The organism is Bacillus cereus group sp. BfR-BA-01330, from assembly GCF_022663885.1.
Lineage (GTDB): Bacteria > Bacillota > Bacilli > Bacillales > Bacillaceae_G > Bacillus_A > Bacillus_A cereus.
In genome coordinates this window covers 41,570-57,760 of the sequence record NZ_JAKUGK010000005.1, presented here as the reverse complement: position 1 = coordinate 57,760, position 16,191 = coordinate 41,570, and the positions used below count along the sequence as shown (strand labels likewise).

The following is a 16,191-nucleotide window of genomic DNA, read 5'->3' as shown; positions in this document are numbered from 1 at the left end:
TCGCCCTCCCCCTTTATCATTTTACCATAAAATAACAAACCCGATTCTCTCATCTAGAACCGGGTTTATACTTACAATCCTAACTTCACCTTCGCGCCATCAGGAATTATTTCTTCTTCTATTTGTACCTTATCGTGCACAGACTTTCCTCTCGTAATTACATGCCAGTAGGAACCTTTTTGCAATGTATCCACTCCATCAATTGTTATCTCTTTTTCGTTTCCATCCTTATCATATGTGTTCACTGTGTATGCACGGCCTTTATTTCCACCTAAATCTTTTCCATCGTTATCAATTACCGCATAACGATATTCTAATTTAAGAAACGGATTCATGGAATCTACTGTAGCACTCCCATTTAACAAATATGCCGCTCCTGCTATGATGACAAGTAATGATCCTAAAATAAATCTTTTCATCTATATTCCGCCTTTCATTATGTTTTTCTATAAGACCTTTCTAAGTATAGAGAGCATTTCTTAATAAAAACTCGTACGGTTTCTTAACTTTTTCTTAATGTAACAGGGCTTTGCATCAGCACTTCGATAAATAAATCCATATTAATAATAAAAGGAGGCTGCCGCCTCCTTTATTTACTCATCACTGTATTTCTTTTTTGTCTGTAAAAATAAAACACACTCACAATCAATGCAATGCTCCCGCCAAAATACACACCATACTCTATCGCAACTGCTACAATTCTTTCAATATGTTGTCCAAATAAAGAACCTAGCACAAAGTAAACGAGTGTCCAAAGAAATCCTGTCGTATAAGAATACAAAGCATACGTCTTAAATGACATGTTATTCATTCCAACTAAATACGGTACAACATGTCTTACAACTGGTATGAAGTAACTTGTAACTAATGCATAATGACCATACTTCTCTACCATCTCTTGCGATTTCACAACATACTTTGCTTTTTTCTTTTTCATTAGCTTATCAAGTACTTTTGTACCAAATATTTTCCCTAATATATAGCCTAAAGAAAGTCCGGACACAACGCCTAAATACGTTAATAAAAACGCAGGAATAACATTTAATATACCTAATGAAGATATAAATCCTCCGCTCATAACAATCATTTCATCTGGAATTGGCATACCGATAATACCTAACCATAAACAGAAAAATAATGCCCAATAACCGTACTGCTCAATATAGGATAATAATTCATGTAATTCCATTATGCATACGCTCTCCTTAGCTCTTTTTTACAGCTAAAGACGTACGCTGGTGGGAAATTGAGCCACACTTTCTCTAGCGTAATTTCAGGAAAGAAGTGCTGTATAAATCCTTTTTTCACAAGTGAATATTGAAATGTAATAAATTCACCATTCTCATGTATCGCTTCCATTACATTGTTTAAAATACGTTTTGAAACTTCTTCTGGTAAAGAAGTAAAAGGTAATCCCGATAAAACGTAATCCACGCATTCTATATGGAACTCTTCCATATACTTCTTTATATTTTCAGCTGAACCGTGCACAACAATGACGTTCTGCTCATCTTTAAATTTTCTCTTTAGCTCTTTGCAAAACACTTCATTAATTTCAATAAGAAGAAATATTGTTTCCTTCTTTTTTCTCTTCATAATCTCTTTCGTAAAGACCCCTGTACCAGGCCCTAACTCTACAATACATTTCGCTTTATTAAAATCAATTACATCGACCATTTTCTTTGCTAATATTTTTGAACTTGGCGCAATTGCACCAGTATGTTTCGGATGTTTCATAAATTCATGTAAGAATGTTATGAGTTGCATATAAACCTCTCCTCATTCGTTCGGTAGTTTTTAACTTGTGTCTAAGTATAACTATCGTTTCTTAATAAAAATTGAGGAAGTTTCTTAAGATTTTATGAAGAATAAAAAAACAGCTATCGCCTGTAGCGATAGCTGCCCCTTATTACTTCGCACTCACGATCTTATAATAAGAACGAACAGTTAAGAAGTAATATCCAATATAAATAGCGCCGTATACTCCGATACTAATTAGAAGCGGAATCATAATTTCAAATGGTAATATGTTCCCTAAACCTTTTAATGCAAACAAGCTGTGCAGGATTCCGATTACTAACGGGATTGCAAAGATAAAGCTTACTTGTTTTGCAATAGCTTTTTTCATTTCTTGTTTTGTGACCCCTATTTTGTGAAGTACAACATAACGCTCACGATCAGCATTTGCTTCTGTTAATTGTTTAAAGTAAATGATAGAACCTGTTGCTAGTAAGAATACAAGCCCTAAGAACATTCCAATAAACATCATTAATCCTGTTCCTTCAAGCCCCATATGGAAACCAGTGTAGAAATCTCTAAATGATAACACCATTTCTGATTCACCAGCTGGCATCACTTTTGTTAATTTTTCCGTTAACACTTTACTGTTTTTCTCATCTTTCACATCAATATTTTTTACAATACGTGTTCCAAATGCTTGTTTCGCTTGTTCATACATTTCATCTGAAACGACAACAACTAATTCACCTAAATTTGTAATCGCAACGTCATTTGCACCTTGGATTTTTAATTGTTTCGTTTCGTTCCCAATTTGGAATACTGCTTTGTTTCCTTTATATTGTGGACTAAACTCATGTCCTTCAATATACGAACTATCATATATAAATGCTTCATCAGCAGCTACATTCACTGTTTCTGCGTCGATTTTCTTAGCAAGCTTATTAAATTCAGATTGAGACATAAATTGATATTTCTCTGAGATACTGTAGTTCATATTAAAGATGAAATCAACTTTATCTCCTTCAAACTTCCCTTTTACAGGAACTGTCTCAATTTCAAATTGATCTTTAATCGGATGATCTTTCTTCTCTTCTGCAAAAATCGCATTTACTTTCTTATCAAGCGCTGCATCTTTTTTCTCATAAGAATAGCTATATGGTGCAACTGCTTTTGATTGCGTAAATGTGTTGTAATACATCGTAACTGACGTACCAACCGCTGTTAATGTTACCGCACTTAAAATAGAAATTGTCGCAAGTGATTTTGCATTTCCTTTAATACGATATAGTAGCTGCGACGTCGTTACCATATTCATACCGTTATAAAACGCTGACTTATTATTTCTTGCACGTTTCAATACAAATACTGTGAAGAACATAAACAGTAAATAAGTCCCTGCTACTGTCGCTAATAAAATGTATAATGCAACGACCATAAAGTCTGCATATTTAACAGCTTTCATGAACATTAATGCTAAGAAATAACCTGAACCAATTAAGACAACTGAAATTAATGCCATAATAACTGATCCTTTTGGCATTGCTTCTCCTTCACGTTCGGCGCGGAAAAGTTCAATTAGCTTAAATCGATAAATTAAACGATATCCTTGAAGTGATGTATATAAAATAATCACAAAGAAAATAAGTGCTGTATCAATAATGGCAGCCATCGGTACTTCAAAATGAACATTTAAGTTTAATCCCATCATGCTTACTAGCAGTTCAAGGAATAATTTTGAAAGGACACTACCAATCGCAATACCGATAATTAAAGACATTAATCCCATTAACATATTTTCATAAAAGAGCATTTTACCAATTTGTCTTTTACGGATACCTAATAACGAATATAAGCCAACTTCTTTTTTACGTTTACGTGTAAAGAAACCGTTCGAATATATAATAAACACTGCTACGAAAATGATAAGCATGACACTTGAAACTTGGAACGCTCCGCTAATTTTTTTTGAAGCTTCTGCAGCTTTTTCCATTTGTGAATTGTATTGCAGTGCTTTAAATGTAAAATAAATAACGATACTAAAAATCATAGATGCAAAATATACAAAGTAGTCTTTAAAGTTCCGCTGTATGTTGCGGAGGGCAATGCTAGATAAGGTCATCAGCCATACCCCCAGAAATAGAAGACATTACATCAACAATTTTTTGGAAGAACTGTTTACGCGTCGATTCACCGCGGTGCAATTCTTTATATAGTTCACCATCTTTAATGAAAATAACTCGTTTACAATAACTTGCTGCAAATGCATCATGCGTTACCATTAAAATTGTTGAGTTATCATATTCGTTTAACGACTTCATACTTTCAAGTAAATCTGTTGCAGATTTAGAATCAAGCGCTCCAGTTGGCTCGTCTCCGAAAATCATACTTGGATTCGTAACGATTGCACGTGATGCTGCGCAGCGCTGCTTCTGTCCACCAGATACTTGATATGGGAACTGACTTAAAATATGATCAATACCAAATTTCTTTGAGATTTCAAGAACGCGGCGATCAATCTCACTCGCTTTCACCTTTGATAACGCAAGTGGTAAAGCAATATTCTCTTTCACTGTTAACGTATCTAATAAGTTATAATCTTGGAAAATGAAGCCTAAATGATCGCGGCGGAATAACGCTAACTTATCATCATTCATTTTCACAATATCTTTTCCATCAATTAAAATTTCACCGTTCGTCGCATTATCAATTGTAGAAAGAACATTTAGTAAAGTCGTCTTACCAGAACCAGAAGGTCCCATAATTCCAACGAACTCACCTTCTTTTACTTGTAAGTTAATACCTTTTAACGCTGCAAATTTATTACCACCCGTGTCATATACTTTTTCAATATTTTTTGCTTCTAATACTGTTTTCATCTCGACATCCCTCATTTCTTCTATTCTCTATTTTCAACTATATACACTCTCTACTCTTGCCACTATCGATGTTTCTTACACAAACATGACAGTTATGTAAGGCACATAAGTAAAGAAATCAAAAAGTTAACGTAATGAATTAAAGTACTTTGTTACTATAACATTGGGATATCATACCATCCATTCATTCTCCTTACAGGAACATTACAATTTTGTAAGGTAAAAAATGCACCTACAAAGTTGTGCACGAAATGTCGGATGGAGCTATTTCGTTCCTGCTATTCTATGTACAGAGGAGGTCATAATATGGATTCACTTAAAAATATGAATGCTGCAATGCAGTATATCGAAAACAACCTTACACATGAAATTGATTTTAAAGAAGTCGCAAAAATAGCTTACTGCTCCGAATATCATTTCAAGAGAATGTTTTCTTTTTTAGCTGGCATATCACTATCAGAATATATTCGCTGTAGACGTCTTACTCTCGCTGCCTTTGAACTAAAAAACAGCAATGTAAAAGTCATTGATATCGCTATAAAATATGGATACAACTCACCAGATTCATTCGCTCGTGCATTTCAAAACTTGCACGGTATAACACCTTCAGAGGCCCGAAATAGTAGCCATTCTTTGAAGGCTTATTCACCAATGACCTTCCAATTATCCATTCAAGGAGGAAATGAAATGAACTATCGAATTGAAGAAAAAGAGCCCTTTCGAATTATAGGTATTACAAAACGAGTACCAATCGTTTTTAATGGTGTAAATGAAGAAATTGCTTCTATGTGGAAAAGTTTAAACCCAGAGTCCATTGAAATGTTAAAGTCACTTTCAAACATGGAACCGAATGGAATTATTAGTGCTTCTACTAATTTTTCTGAAGGAAGAATGGAGGAAAAAGGAGAACTTGATCACTATATTGGAGTAGCCACAACAAAGGATTGTCCAGAGCAGTTTAAACAACTCGAAGTCGTAGCTTCAACATGGGCTATATTCGAAGCTGTCGGTCCATTTCCTGATGCACTACAAAATGTATGGGGACGTATTTATTCTGAATGGTTCCCTTCTTCGAACTATGAACTAGCGGAAGGACCGGAAATATTGTGGAATGAACAGAAAGATATATCTTCTCCAAACTTTAAAAGTGAAATTTGGATACCGGTTTTGAAGAAGTGATAAAAAAAAACAAAGCTGCTCTTCCCTAAAAGGAAAAGCAGCTTTATTTACATTTTCAACTCTTCTTTATAAATACTATATGACTTTATTGTTGATACGATAATACATATTAATATGATTCCAATCCCCATAAAAATATTAAATGGATCTGGAAGCAAAGCCCCGGCATATATACAAAGTGAACCTATTACAAATACCCTCGAAGCAAATCTATGTGTTTTTCTCCAAACTACAGGATTTTCTAATGTCCAGTCCATTCGAATGCCTACTAACCCGTTCGGCTTCGTTTGTTGCATGTAATTACCTAGTACAAGAAACAATGTTCCAAGTCCAAAATTAAATGCAATTGAGCCCGATGCAATATAATTAGACGCTGCTAATAGTGCAAATATGTTACATCCAAATCCGATAAAGAGAATGGCATAATTAATCGCTGAAAGAACTTTGGATTGCTGTGTAGACTTATCTTTTATGAATCCAAAAACTAGCCATATCATATAGAGCACTACCATACTACCTATCGAGAATGAACTTGCTTCTATTTTAGAAAAATATCCATCTACTACTCCTGCTGCATTATAATGGCGTGGAATTTGTTCTGGTAAATATGGCCATACAATATACCATCCAATTGCAATGCCACTAATTAAACTCCATGGTAATACGTGTCTTTTCATCCTCTCTCCCCCATAATTTTTTATTAGGCCCCTATTTCTTTTTTATAAGCAATATATGAATATCCCATCGTTAATCCTACTGCACCAATAATAATTCCAACCATTACGAAAGATTTCCACGCCACTGGTGCAAAAACACTTAAAATCATAATGATCCCCAATGCAACAAACACCTTTCCGCTAAAACGATGCGTTTTTCTCCACACTTCTTCGTTACTTAATGTCCACGGTGTTTTTATACCTACAAAGTAGTTTGGTTTACATTGTGGTAAATAGTTTCCGATGACTATAAATAAAATACCCACTAATAATTCCGGCACGCGATTAATGAATAAATTGTATCCTAATCCACTTGTAATAATATCTATATTCCCTACAAATAGTAGCAGTAGTATCCCGTTATTCATCATCATAAAAGCTTTAGAAAACTTCTCGTAGTTCGCTTTCTTTGGATCAATCTTTGGTAACACGTTTAGAAAAATATATAAAACAATCATAATTCCAACCATAGAAAGCATTCCATACAATTTAGAAGAATATCCATCTACTTTACCGCCGCTCCAATGCGTTGCAATTGTATCCGGTAAATGTGGCCAAGCAAACGCCCAAGCTAAACAAGTTATAACAATTAATAAGATTGCAAAAAGATGCTTTTTCATTTCCCCTCTTCCCCCTTATTCGTAAATGTAAACACCCAAGTCAATAAATCTTGAAAGACCGTTGTGTTTAAAGAGTACATAACGAATTGCCCTTTCTTTTCATCTTGAATAAGTTCAGCATTTTTAAGTGCATTTAAGTGGTGTGAAATACTTGGTTTTGTCATATTGAAATGTTCAGCAATCTCACCAGCGGTTAGATCGCCTTCTTTTAATAAGTCTAAAATTTTTCGCCTTGTTGGATCTGCTAATGCTTTGAATGCTTGATTCAATGTCTTTCTTCCTTTCGATAATTAGACATTTAGATATTTATCTAAATATTAAACCAATTACCGTTATTTGTCAATTTCATCCAGCGCCCTTTTTACTTTTCTCACTTTTAACCTATACTGTTTACTAGCTTATCTTTCAACATAATGAAAAGACTTGAAACACATGATACACTATAGCTACAATTGTTTTTTTGAGGAGGAATATACATATGTATAAAATTTTAATCGTTGAAGACGATCCAAATATTTCATCATTACTGCAATCTCACATTCAGAAGTACGGTTATGAGGCTGTGGTAGCGGAGAATTTCGATGATATTATGGAATCGTTTAACGCAGTGAAACCACATCTTGTTTTACTTGATGTAAACTTACCGAAATTCGATGGTTTCTACTGGTGCCGTCAAATTCGTCATGAATCTACTTGTCCAATTATTTTCATTTCAGCGCGTGCTGGTGAGATGGAACAAATTATGGCAATTGAAAGCGGTGCGGATGATTACATTACAAAACCATTCCACTACGACGTTGTAATGGCAAAAATTAAAGGACAATTACGCCGTATTTACGGTGATTATGCACCAAATATTTCTGAACGTATCGTTGAAGTAGAAGGTTTAAAACTATTCCCTGAACGTCCAGAAATTCATTTTGGATCTGAACAAGTTCTTTTAACGAAGAAAGAGGCAATTTTAGCAGAAATGTTATTATCTAAATTCCCTCGTACAGCGAGCCGTGAAGATTTATTAGCTGCGCTTTGGGATGACGAAAGTTTCGTTGAGGAAAATACATTAAACGTAAACATTACACGTCTTCGTAAAAAGTTTAATGAGCTTGGCATTGAGAACTCTATTGAAACAGTACGTGGACTTGGATATCGCTTTAACGCAACTTGGAGTGAATAAGCATGAAGCTATTTTTACGTGATCATTTTGCATTTTTTCTACTGTACGTATTAAACTTCGGTATCATTTTCGTTCTTTATGATGCAGTAGACGGATTTCAAAATAATAAATTTTACTTCGTCGTTTTAAGTTTATACTTATTTATTTGTTTCCTCGCTTATCGTTACGTTCGCAATCGTAGAATGTACCATAGATTAAGTGAGCAACCAGAAAAAATGGAAGATGCGTTTATTGAAAGAGCAACTGCTCCGATGCCTCACGGTGTCAATGAACTCGTACGTACGCAGTACCGTCTATTCCAAAAAGAACTACAATCGTATGAAGTAAAACAACAAGAACATCAATTATTCATTAACCATTGGGTACATCAAATGAAGACACCTGTTTCTGTTATGCAGCTTATGGTGCTAGAAATGGAAGACGAGCATTTAATTCCAAAGTTTAAAAAAGAATTAGAGCGTCTAAACCAAGGACTTGATATGGCTTTATACATGGCTAGGTTAAATAACTTCCATGAAGATTTCCATGTCGAGACGATTTCATTAAAAGATACGGTAACAAAAAATATTAACGGATTAAAAGAACTATTCATTCGTAATGGTGTCTTCCCTGTTTTAGAAGTCCATTCTGATTTAAAAGTTGCTTCTGATGCGAAATGGCTAAAATTTATCATCTATCAGTTAATGACAAATGCTGTTCGTTACTCTGGGGAACGCGGAAAGAAGGTATTCTTATCTGCTTACCGAAACGGAAAAGATATTATTTTAGAAGTTCGCGATGAAGGTGTTGGTATTCCGCAAGAAGATATTCGAAGAGTATTTGAACCATTTTACACTGGGAAAAACGGTCGCGCATTCGGAGAATCTACTGGTATGGGCCTTTATATTGTAAGTAAAATTTGTGATTATTTAGGTCACTCTGTCAAACTAGATTCTGAAGTTGGTAAAGGAACGACGATTAAAATCATCTTCCACAACGCTGCAAATAATCAAGCAGAACATACGGAGAAGGTGACCGAAGCATGATCGTAACATATGCAAGCAAAATGTATGAGAACTCACTCTCATACATTTTTTGCAATACAACTACTTCTATATCTTCTAGCCGGAGGTATAATCTATGACATTTTGGCAATTTGCATTTAAAAACGTCACGCGCAACTCAAGAGCTTATTTTGCTTACTTTGTAAGTAGCTCCTTTTCCATTGCTGTGTTCTTTTCGTTTGCTGTTTACTTATTCCATCCGAAATTACAAAACTTTGACATGACCTCTGAAATTTCAGGATTAATGATATTTTCAGAAGTAGTAATTGTATTTTTCTCTTTCTTCTTTTTACTATATTCCATTGGTACTTTTTTAAAAGTTAGAAAAAAACAATTTGGTATTTTGACCATTTTAGGAATATCGAGAAAACAATTACATCGTCTTATTTTTATGGAGAATATGTTAATCGGGATTTTATCTATCTTTTTCGGCATGCAGTTTGGAGTTGTTTTTTCTCAATTTTTCTTATTAGTAACAGCCAAACTTACCCATGTTCCAGGAATATATTTATACGGGCCTACTAACGCGTTTATTTTAACAACCATTGTTTTCCTTAGTCTTTTTATCATTGTATCTGCATTCACACCAATGCTTATTCGTACAAAAAAAGCAGTACACCTTTTAAAAACAAATGGTGGAAAACAAAAAGAAAGAAAACCATCCATACTTGTTTCATTATTTGGTGCGATTTGTTTATTTGGTGGTTATGCGTTAGCTGGAAATCCTAAATATTTCGTATCAGTAAGCCCACAAATCGGTGTTATATATATGGTTTCAAGTATTTTCGTTATCCCAACGCTTGTTACAATTGGAACATATTTCTTCTTTTCACAAATTAGTTTCTTACTTATTTATATTTTAAAGAAAAGAAGGAAGTTTTATATGAAACAGATTAATATGCTTTGGATTTCGGACTTAGCGAGCCGTATTCGAACGAATATTAATATGCTGTTTATTGTAGCGATGCTATCTACAATTGCTTTCACAATGATTACATTTCTATATGGATTCGGGAAATTTATTAAGCTAGAGGTGAATAGAACTTCTCCTTTTCCAATTTCTTATTTTTCTTATGATGCGAACCCTTTTGTTACAGAGCATTTAAATTGGCTTGAGCAACAATTACAAAAAGAGCATTTCCCCTATCAAAAAATAAAAGCTGATATATATGAAACACCACTAAAAGAAGATAAAGATATAGCTATTTATAATGACGTATACGCAATTAAGCAAAGTGACTATAACAAACTTGCAGATTCTTTACGAATGAAACAACTATTTATGGATGATAACGAAGCATATGTGCTAACAGGGACATCTTATAACACCATATTCAACGAATTTGAGCAAAGCTACAAAAGAGATTACATTACACTCTCTAGTACAAATACGAAATTACGAGTGAAAGGCTATGAGCATGTGAATGCAATTCCATCTGGCTTTTCATATCAAACGATAGTTTTGCCTGATGTTATCGTAAATAACTTACCTAGCACCGTAAAGCATATATCAGCATACAATTACAAAATTCAAAACTGGGAACAGACATATGAAATTGCTGATAATTTTATAGAAAAAGTGCAAAAAGATCGAAATAAATCCCAGTATGAAGGACCTCTTATTCGTTCCTTTGAATCAGCAGGATCGTTATACAAAATAACATCAGGCAGTGCTGCATTTTTCCTAATTGGGACATTTTTAGGAGTTATTTTCTTCATTGGAGCTGGTAGCGTTCTTTACTTTAGAATGTATACGGATTTGACGAACGAACAAGAGAAATATATAACGATTTCTAAAATCGGTGTAACAGATACAGAGATGAAACGATCTGCAACCATTCAACTTAGTATTTTATTTTTCATTCCGTACATTATGGCATCCATTCATACAATGTTTGCAACAAAAATGCTACAAGATGTAATTGGTTTATCTCTGTTCAAAGAGGTTTCAGCCGTTCTTATTATTTTTGGATTCGTTGAAATCGTATTTTTCATATTCATTCGTTCACTTTATATGCAAAAATTATCACAATACACGAGTGGACAAAATATTTAAAACAAACTTGATGAAAAGAGTATTTCTTATGCTCTTCTCATCTTCACCCTATCAGGAGGTTCAGGTGAATGACATTTTGGCAGTTTGCATTTAAAAACGTGACGCGGAACGCCAGAGCTTATTTCGCCTATTTTGTAAGCAGTGCGTTCTCCATCGCAATCTTTTTCTCATTTGCAGTTTATTTATTTCATCCTAAATTGCATATGACAGACGTGAATTATTCTCTGAACATATTAATGACAATTTCAGAAGTTGTCATTGTGTTCTTTTCATTTTTCTTTTTACTGTATTCAATCGGGACCTTTTTAAAAGTACGAAAAAAACAGTTCGGGATTTTAACAGTACTTGGCATATCTCAAAAACAATTAAAGCGACTCATATTTATAGAAAATATGTTAATTGGTGCTCTTTCTATATTTTTTGGCATTCAACTTGGAGTTGTCTTTTCACAGTTCTTTTTATTAGTTACCGCCAAAATTACACACGTACCTGGTTTATATTTATATCCGCCTACAAGTGCTATCGTTTTAACTATCATCATCTTTCTTGGGCTCTTCATTCTCGTATCATCTTTTACACCGATGCTCATTCGTACGAGAAAAGCCGTACGTCTTTTAAAAGAAGGAACACAACAAAAAGAAAGAAAAGCATCCGTGCTCATCTCTCTATTTGGTGCGACGTGTTTAATATGTGGATATGCGTTAGCCGCAAATCCGTTGTATTTTATGTCGCTAGGTGACATCATTGGGCTTTTATACGCCGTCTCTAGTATATTTGTCATCCCATCGCTTATTGCAGCTGGAACATACTTTTTCTTTTCACAAATTAGTTTTTTACTTATTCGTATTTTAAAAACGCGAAGAACGTTTTATATGAAACGAATTAATATGCTTTGGATTTCGGATTTAGCAGCGCGCATTCGGACAAACATTAACATGCTCTTTATTGTAGCGATGCTATCAACACTCGCTTTTACAATGATTACATTCTTATACGGTTTTGGGAAATTTACAAAGTTTGATGCAATTAGACAAAACCCTTTCCCGTTTACGTATTTATCGCATACTGAAAATACATTAGCTGATGAACATTTAAACTGGTTAGAGCAGAAATTTAATGAAGGGCACTTTACTTATACAAAATTTAAAACGGATATATATGAGGTATCTTCAGCTGAAGATAACACGCAGCTCTATTACGCAATTAAACAAAGTGACTATAATGTACTTGCTAAAGCATTAAATTTGGAAAAACTCACGGTAAATAAGAATGAATCTTATATTCTTATGAAAGACTTAGATGATCAAGTTATTGGAACACTTCACAATGAAGAAAAGAAAAATACTCTTACACTTACTCAAAACAATTTACAACTACAAGTGAAAGAATATAAAAGTTATAGCCCATTCCCAAACAGCTTAATATACCAATTACTCATACTATCTGATGAAAATGTAGAATCCTTATCCACAGTTTCCAAACAAATGAGTGTATATAACTTCAAAGTTACAGATTGGGAAAAAGCACATAATATCGGTTCATCGTTTATAACAAAAATTGATAACGATAATGCAGCAATTCAAGCAGAGCACCCACCTTTCCATGCAAGTGAAGCGAGCGATTCTCTATATAAGAAAAAACTAAATGTTGCCTCATTCTTCTTAATTGGTACTTTCTTAGGTGTTATTTTCTTTATCGGTGCTGGTAGTGTTCTTTACTTCCGAATGTATACAGATTTAACAAATGAGCAAGAAAAATATATAACGATTACGAAAATTGGCTTAACTGAGACTGAAATGAAACGTTCAGCGACAATTCAGCTTGCGATTCTTTTCTTCGTGCCTTACATTATGGCATCAATCCATACGATGTTTGCGACAAAGATGCTACAAGAAATATTACATCTCTCGTTCTTCGCTGAAATTACAGTCGTACTTATGATTTTTGGAACAGTTGAAATTTTATTTTTCCTTTTAATTCGTTCCTTTTATATGCAAAAATTATCACAACACATTAAGTTTTAAAAAGTAGAAAGGTGATTACTATGGAAGAAGTATTACACATAAAAAACGTCTCAAAAGTATATGAGGGAAAAGTCCCTCATACTGCTTTAAAAAATATAAATTTACACGTGGATAAAGGTGAATTCGTTGCCATTATGGGACCATCTGGTAGCGGGAAATCTACATTTTTAAACGTTATCTCTACAATCGATTCTCCGACTTCTGGTGATGTCGTGATTAACGGAAAAAAACCGCACACATTTCGTAGAGAGAAGTTAGCTATTTTCCGCCGCCAAGAGTTAGGATTTGTTTTCCAAAACTTTAACCTACTAGATACACTAACAATCGGTGAAAATATCGTACTACCTTTAACATTAGATAATGTTCCATTAAAAGAAATGGATGAAAAGCTTGATAACATTTCAAAAAAGCTTGGAATTGATCATATTTTGGACAAGCGTATTTTTGAAGTTTCCGGGGGACAAGCACAGCGTACCGCAGTAGCACGTGCTGTCATTCATCATCCTTCACTTCTACTTGCCGATGAACCGACAGGAAACTTAGATTCAAAAGCGGCAATTGACGTAATGGAGCTATTTACGAAATTAAATAAAGAAGAAGATGCAACGATTTTAATGGTTACCCATGATCCGTTTGCAGCAAGTTATTGTAACCGTGTTATTTTTATTAAAGATGGAGAGCTTTACAATGAACTACACCGCGGATTATATCGCGAGAAATTTTATCAAGAAATATTAGATGTTCTAGCATTATTAGGAGGAAGACGTGGATGACATTTTGGCAATTCGCATTTAAAAATGTCTCACGTAATTCGAAAGCATATTTCGCCTACTTTGTAAGTAGTGCGTTTTCTATCATGGTTTTCTTTTCATTTACTGTATACGCGTATCACCCGCGGTTACAGAGTGTACAAAGCTTTCAAGATCGGGATCCTCTAATGAATTTAGCTAGTACAGCACAGCTTGTGATTGTTATGTTCTCGTTCTTCTTTCTCTTATATTCAATTGGAACATTTTTAAATGTACGGAAGCAGCAATTCGGGATACTCACCATTCTCGGTATCTCACAGAGACAATTAAAGAGACTGTTATTTACTGAAAATATGATAATCGGGATATTGTCTATCTTTATCGGCATTCAAGGTGGACTTGTATTTTCTAACTTTTTCTTATTAGTCACTTCGAAATTAACAAATGCGAAAGGTCTCTATTTATATTGGCCAACAGAAGCGATTATCGTTACAACCGTAACGTTTATCATCTTATTTTTAATCGTTTCTACATTTACACCAATGTTTATTCGTACTCGAAAAACAACGAAGCTTATTAAGGGCGTTAACAAAGAGAAGAGCGAAAAAAAACCATCTATACTGATTTCACTATTTGCTTTAACTTGTTTAGGACTATGCTATTATATTGCTGGTTATCCGCAAGGCTACATAACGGAAAAAAATGCACAAAATGGATCTGTATTCTTAATTATGCTATCTATTTTACCGCTTGTAGTAGTTGGGACGTATTTATTTTTTTCACAAACATTTCTTCTCTTTATCTATATTTTAAAGAAACGAAGAAAGTTTTATTTAAAACAAATAAATATGTTATGGATTTCAGATTTAGTTTCTCGTACACGCAGTAATATTAATGTACTCTTTATTGTTTCTATGCTATCTGCACTTGCATTTACAATTATTATCGGGTTATTTGCTGCAAACAATAATACGAAAGCACCCATACTAGAACGATATCCAATACCATTCACCTATACATCAGAAGGTGTTAATGCATTTGAACAAAAGCATATTACTACGATTGAAACTGAACTTACAAATGCTAATTTTCAATATGACAAATATAAATTTACCGTTTTAAAAGATACAGCTTCAAAAGAATCAATTGCCATTATGAAAATGAGTGATTATAACGCAATAGCACAGCAATTAAACAGACCAAAAATCACTCTCGATTCTTCACAAGTTTATAATATTTCTCGCTATTCACCAGTGTTATTAAATCTCGTGTCTAACCCATTTGCGAAGCAGAACACGATTACACTTGGCTCTAATAAAAAGGAATTTCAAATTAAAGGTTTTATTAATAGAGGAATTGAGCCTCCCTTTGCATTACCTCACTTAATTGTGATGCAAGATGAAGTAATTGAAAATATGATTCCTCATATTGAAACAATTACAGTCTATAACTACTTCGTGGAAAATTGGGAAAATGCAATTGTCCCAACAAAAAATATATTAAAAAACTTAAATCATGATGCAGAAACCTTGTATGAAGCACATAAAAATGAAGAAGATTTCATTAAACCATTTTATATTTATACAGCTACGGATGAACTCGTTCATAGTAAAGGAAATGCAGTCGCTCAATTCTTTATTTGGGCATTTCTCGGCTTTATTTTCTTTATCGGAGCAGCTAGTGTTTTATATTTCCGTATGTATAATGACTTAACAACTGAAAGACAAAAGTATATTACGATTACAAAGCTTGGCTTAACTGAATCAGAAATGTTTCGCTCTGCAACGATTCAATTAGGAATTTTATTTTTCGTTCCTTATGTCGTTGCTGGTGTTCACACATTATTTGCGGTTAAGTTTTTACAAAGCATGTTTTCTTTCTCCTTATTAAAAGAGACATGTATCATACTCACCTTTTTCGGGATTATCGAGATCATTTTCTTCTTCTTAATCCGTTCTCTTTACATTAATAAATTATCACAGCATATAAAAATATGAATAAAATAGCCTTGTGC

The 16,191-nt window shown here is 33.9% G+C and carries 15 protein-coding genes; 7 read left to right on the top strand and 8 right to left on the bottom strand.

Going from position 1 to position 16,191, the window contains the following annotated elements; genetic code table 11:
- Positions 1 to 71: 71 nt before the first annotated feature.
- From MR112_RS15380 to MR112_RS15360, 5 genes are all read right to left on the bottom strand, one after another.
- A complete protein-coding gene (locus MR112_RS15380; protein WP_000819387.1) occupies positions 72 to 419 on the bottom strand; it encodes a YxeA family protein in 348 nt (115 codons plus the stop codon).
- A gap of 170 nt (positions 420 to 589) precedes the next feature.
- Entirely contained in the window at positions 590 to 1,189 is a 600-nt protein-coding gene (locus MR112_RS15375; RefSeq protein ID WP_242245107.1) for a DedA family protein, read from the bottom strand.
- Positions 1,189 to 1,767: a class I SAM-dependent methyltransferase gene (locus MR112_RS15370; protein WP_001176087.1), complete on the bottom strand. Its 579-nt coding sequence runs from the start codon at positions 1,765 to 1,767 to the stop codon at positions 1,189 to 1,191. The genes MR112_RS15375 and MR112_RS15370 overlap by 1 nt, the downstream gene beginning before the upstream one ends.
- A 142-nt stretch (positions 1,768 to 1,909) precedes the next feature.
- Positions 1,910 to 3,859 (bottom strand): ABC transporter permease, encoded by a 1,950-nt coding sequence (locus MR112_RS15365; RefSeq protein ID WP_048656647.1) that lies wholly within the window; start codon positions 3,857 to 3,859, stop codon positions 1,910 to 1,912.
- The gene (locus MR112_RS15360) at positions 3,846 to 4,616 is read right to left on the bottom strand and encodes an ABC transporter ATP-binding protein (protein ID WP_000859655.1); all 771 of its coding nucleotides are present in this window, start codon (positions 4,614 to 4,616) and stop codon (positions 3,846 to 3,848) included. The genes MR112_RS15365 and MR112_RS15360 overlap by 14 nt, the downstream gene beginning before the upstream one ends.
- A gap of 306 nt (positions 4,617 to 4,922) precedes the next feature.
- Between MR112_RS15360 and MR112_RS15355 the strand changes: the two genes are divergently transcribed.
- Positions 4,923 to 5,795, top strand: coding sequence for an AraC family transcriptional regulator (locus MR112_RS15355; protein WP_000377709.1), 873 nt, complete (start codon positions 4,923 to 4,925; stop codon positions 5,793 to 5,795).
- 47 nt (positions 5,796 to 5,842) lie between these two features.
- On the opposite strand, the gene MR112_RS15350 is transcribed toward MR112_RS15355, so the two are convergent.
- The 3 genes from MR112_RS15350 to MR112_RS15340 are packed head-to-tail and all read right to left on the bottom strand — an operon-like array spanning position 5,843 to position 7,400.
- Positions 5,843 to 6,472 carry an SdpI family protein gene (locus MR112_RS15350; RefSeq protein ID WP_000820681.1) on the bottom strand — a complete coding sequence of 210 codons (630 nt, stop codon included), beginning with the start codon at positions 6,470 to 6,472 and terminating at the stop codon, positions 5,843 to 5,845.
- A gap of 23 nt (positions 6,473 to 6,495) precedes the next feature.
- Positions 6,496 to 7,131 carry an SdpI family protein gene (locus MR112_RS15345; protein ID WP_000716355.1) on the bottom strand — a complete coding sequence of 212 codons (636 nt, stop codon included), beginning with the start codon at positions 7,129 to 7,131 and terminating at the stop codon, positions 6,496 to 6,498.
- Positions 7,128 to 7,400 (bottom strand): autorepressor SdpR family transcription factor, encoded by a 273-nt coding sequence (locus MR112_RS15340; protein ID WP_001070523.1) that lies wholly within the window; start codon positions 7,398 to 7,400, stop codon positions 7,128 to 7,130. The genes MR112_RS15345 and MR112_RS15340 overlap by 4 nt, the downstream gene beginning before the upstream one ends.
- Positions 7,401 to 7,609: 209 nt before the next feature.
- Between MR112_RS15340 and MR112_RS15335 the strand changes: the two genes are divergently transcribed.
- From MR112_RS15335 to MR112_RS15310, 6 genes are all read left to right on the top strand, one after another.
- Positions 7,610 to 8,305: a response regulator transcription factor gene (locus MR112_RS15335; RefSeq protein WP_000276738.1), complete on the top strand. Its 696-nt coding sequence runs from the start codon at positions 7,610 to 7,612 to the stop codon at positions 8,303 to 8,305.
- A gap of 2 nt (positions 8,306 to 8,307) precedes the next feature.
- Entirely contained in the window at positions 8,308 to 9,330 is a 1,023-nt protein-coding gene (locus MR112_RS15330; RefSeq protein ID WP_000765341.1) for a sensor histidine kinase, read from the top strand.
- A 94-nt stretch (positions 9,331 to 9,424) separates the two neighbouring features.
- Entirely contained in the window at positions 9,425 to 11,404 is a 1,980-nt protein-coding gene (locus tag MR112_RS15325) for an FtsX-like permease family protein (protein ID WP_173602655.1), read from the top strand.
- Positions 11,405 to 11,472: 68 nt separating this feature from the next.
- Positions 11,473 to 13,428 (top strand): ABC transporter permease, encoded by a 1,956-nt coding sequence (locus MR112_RS15320; protein ID WP_078187175.1) that lies wholly within the window; start codon positions 11,473 to 11,475, stop codon positions 13,426 to 13,428.
- Between the two features lie 20 nt (positions 13,429 to 13,448).
- Entirely contained in the window at positions 13,449 to 14,201 is a 753-nt protein-coding gene (locus MR112_RS15315; RefSeq protein ID WP_000393250.1) for an ABC transporter ATP-binding protein, read from the top strand.
- On the top strand, positions 14,198 to 16,174 hold the full coding sequence (locus MR112_RS15310) for an FtsX-like permease family protein (protein WP_242245106.1): 1,977 nt from the start codon (positions 14,198 to 14,200) through the stop codon (positions 16,172 to 16,174). The genes MR112_RS15315 and MR112_RS15310 overlap by 4 nt, the downstream gene beginning before the upstream one ends.
- The last annotated feature ends 17 nt before the right edge of the window (positions 16,175 to 16,191 follow it).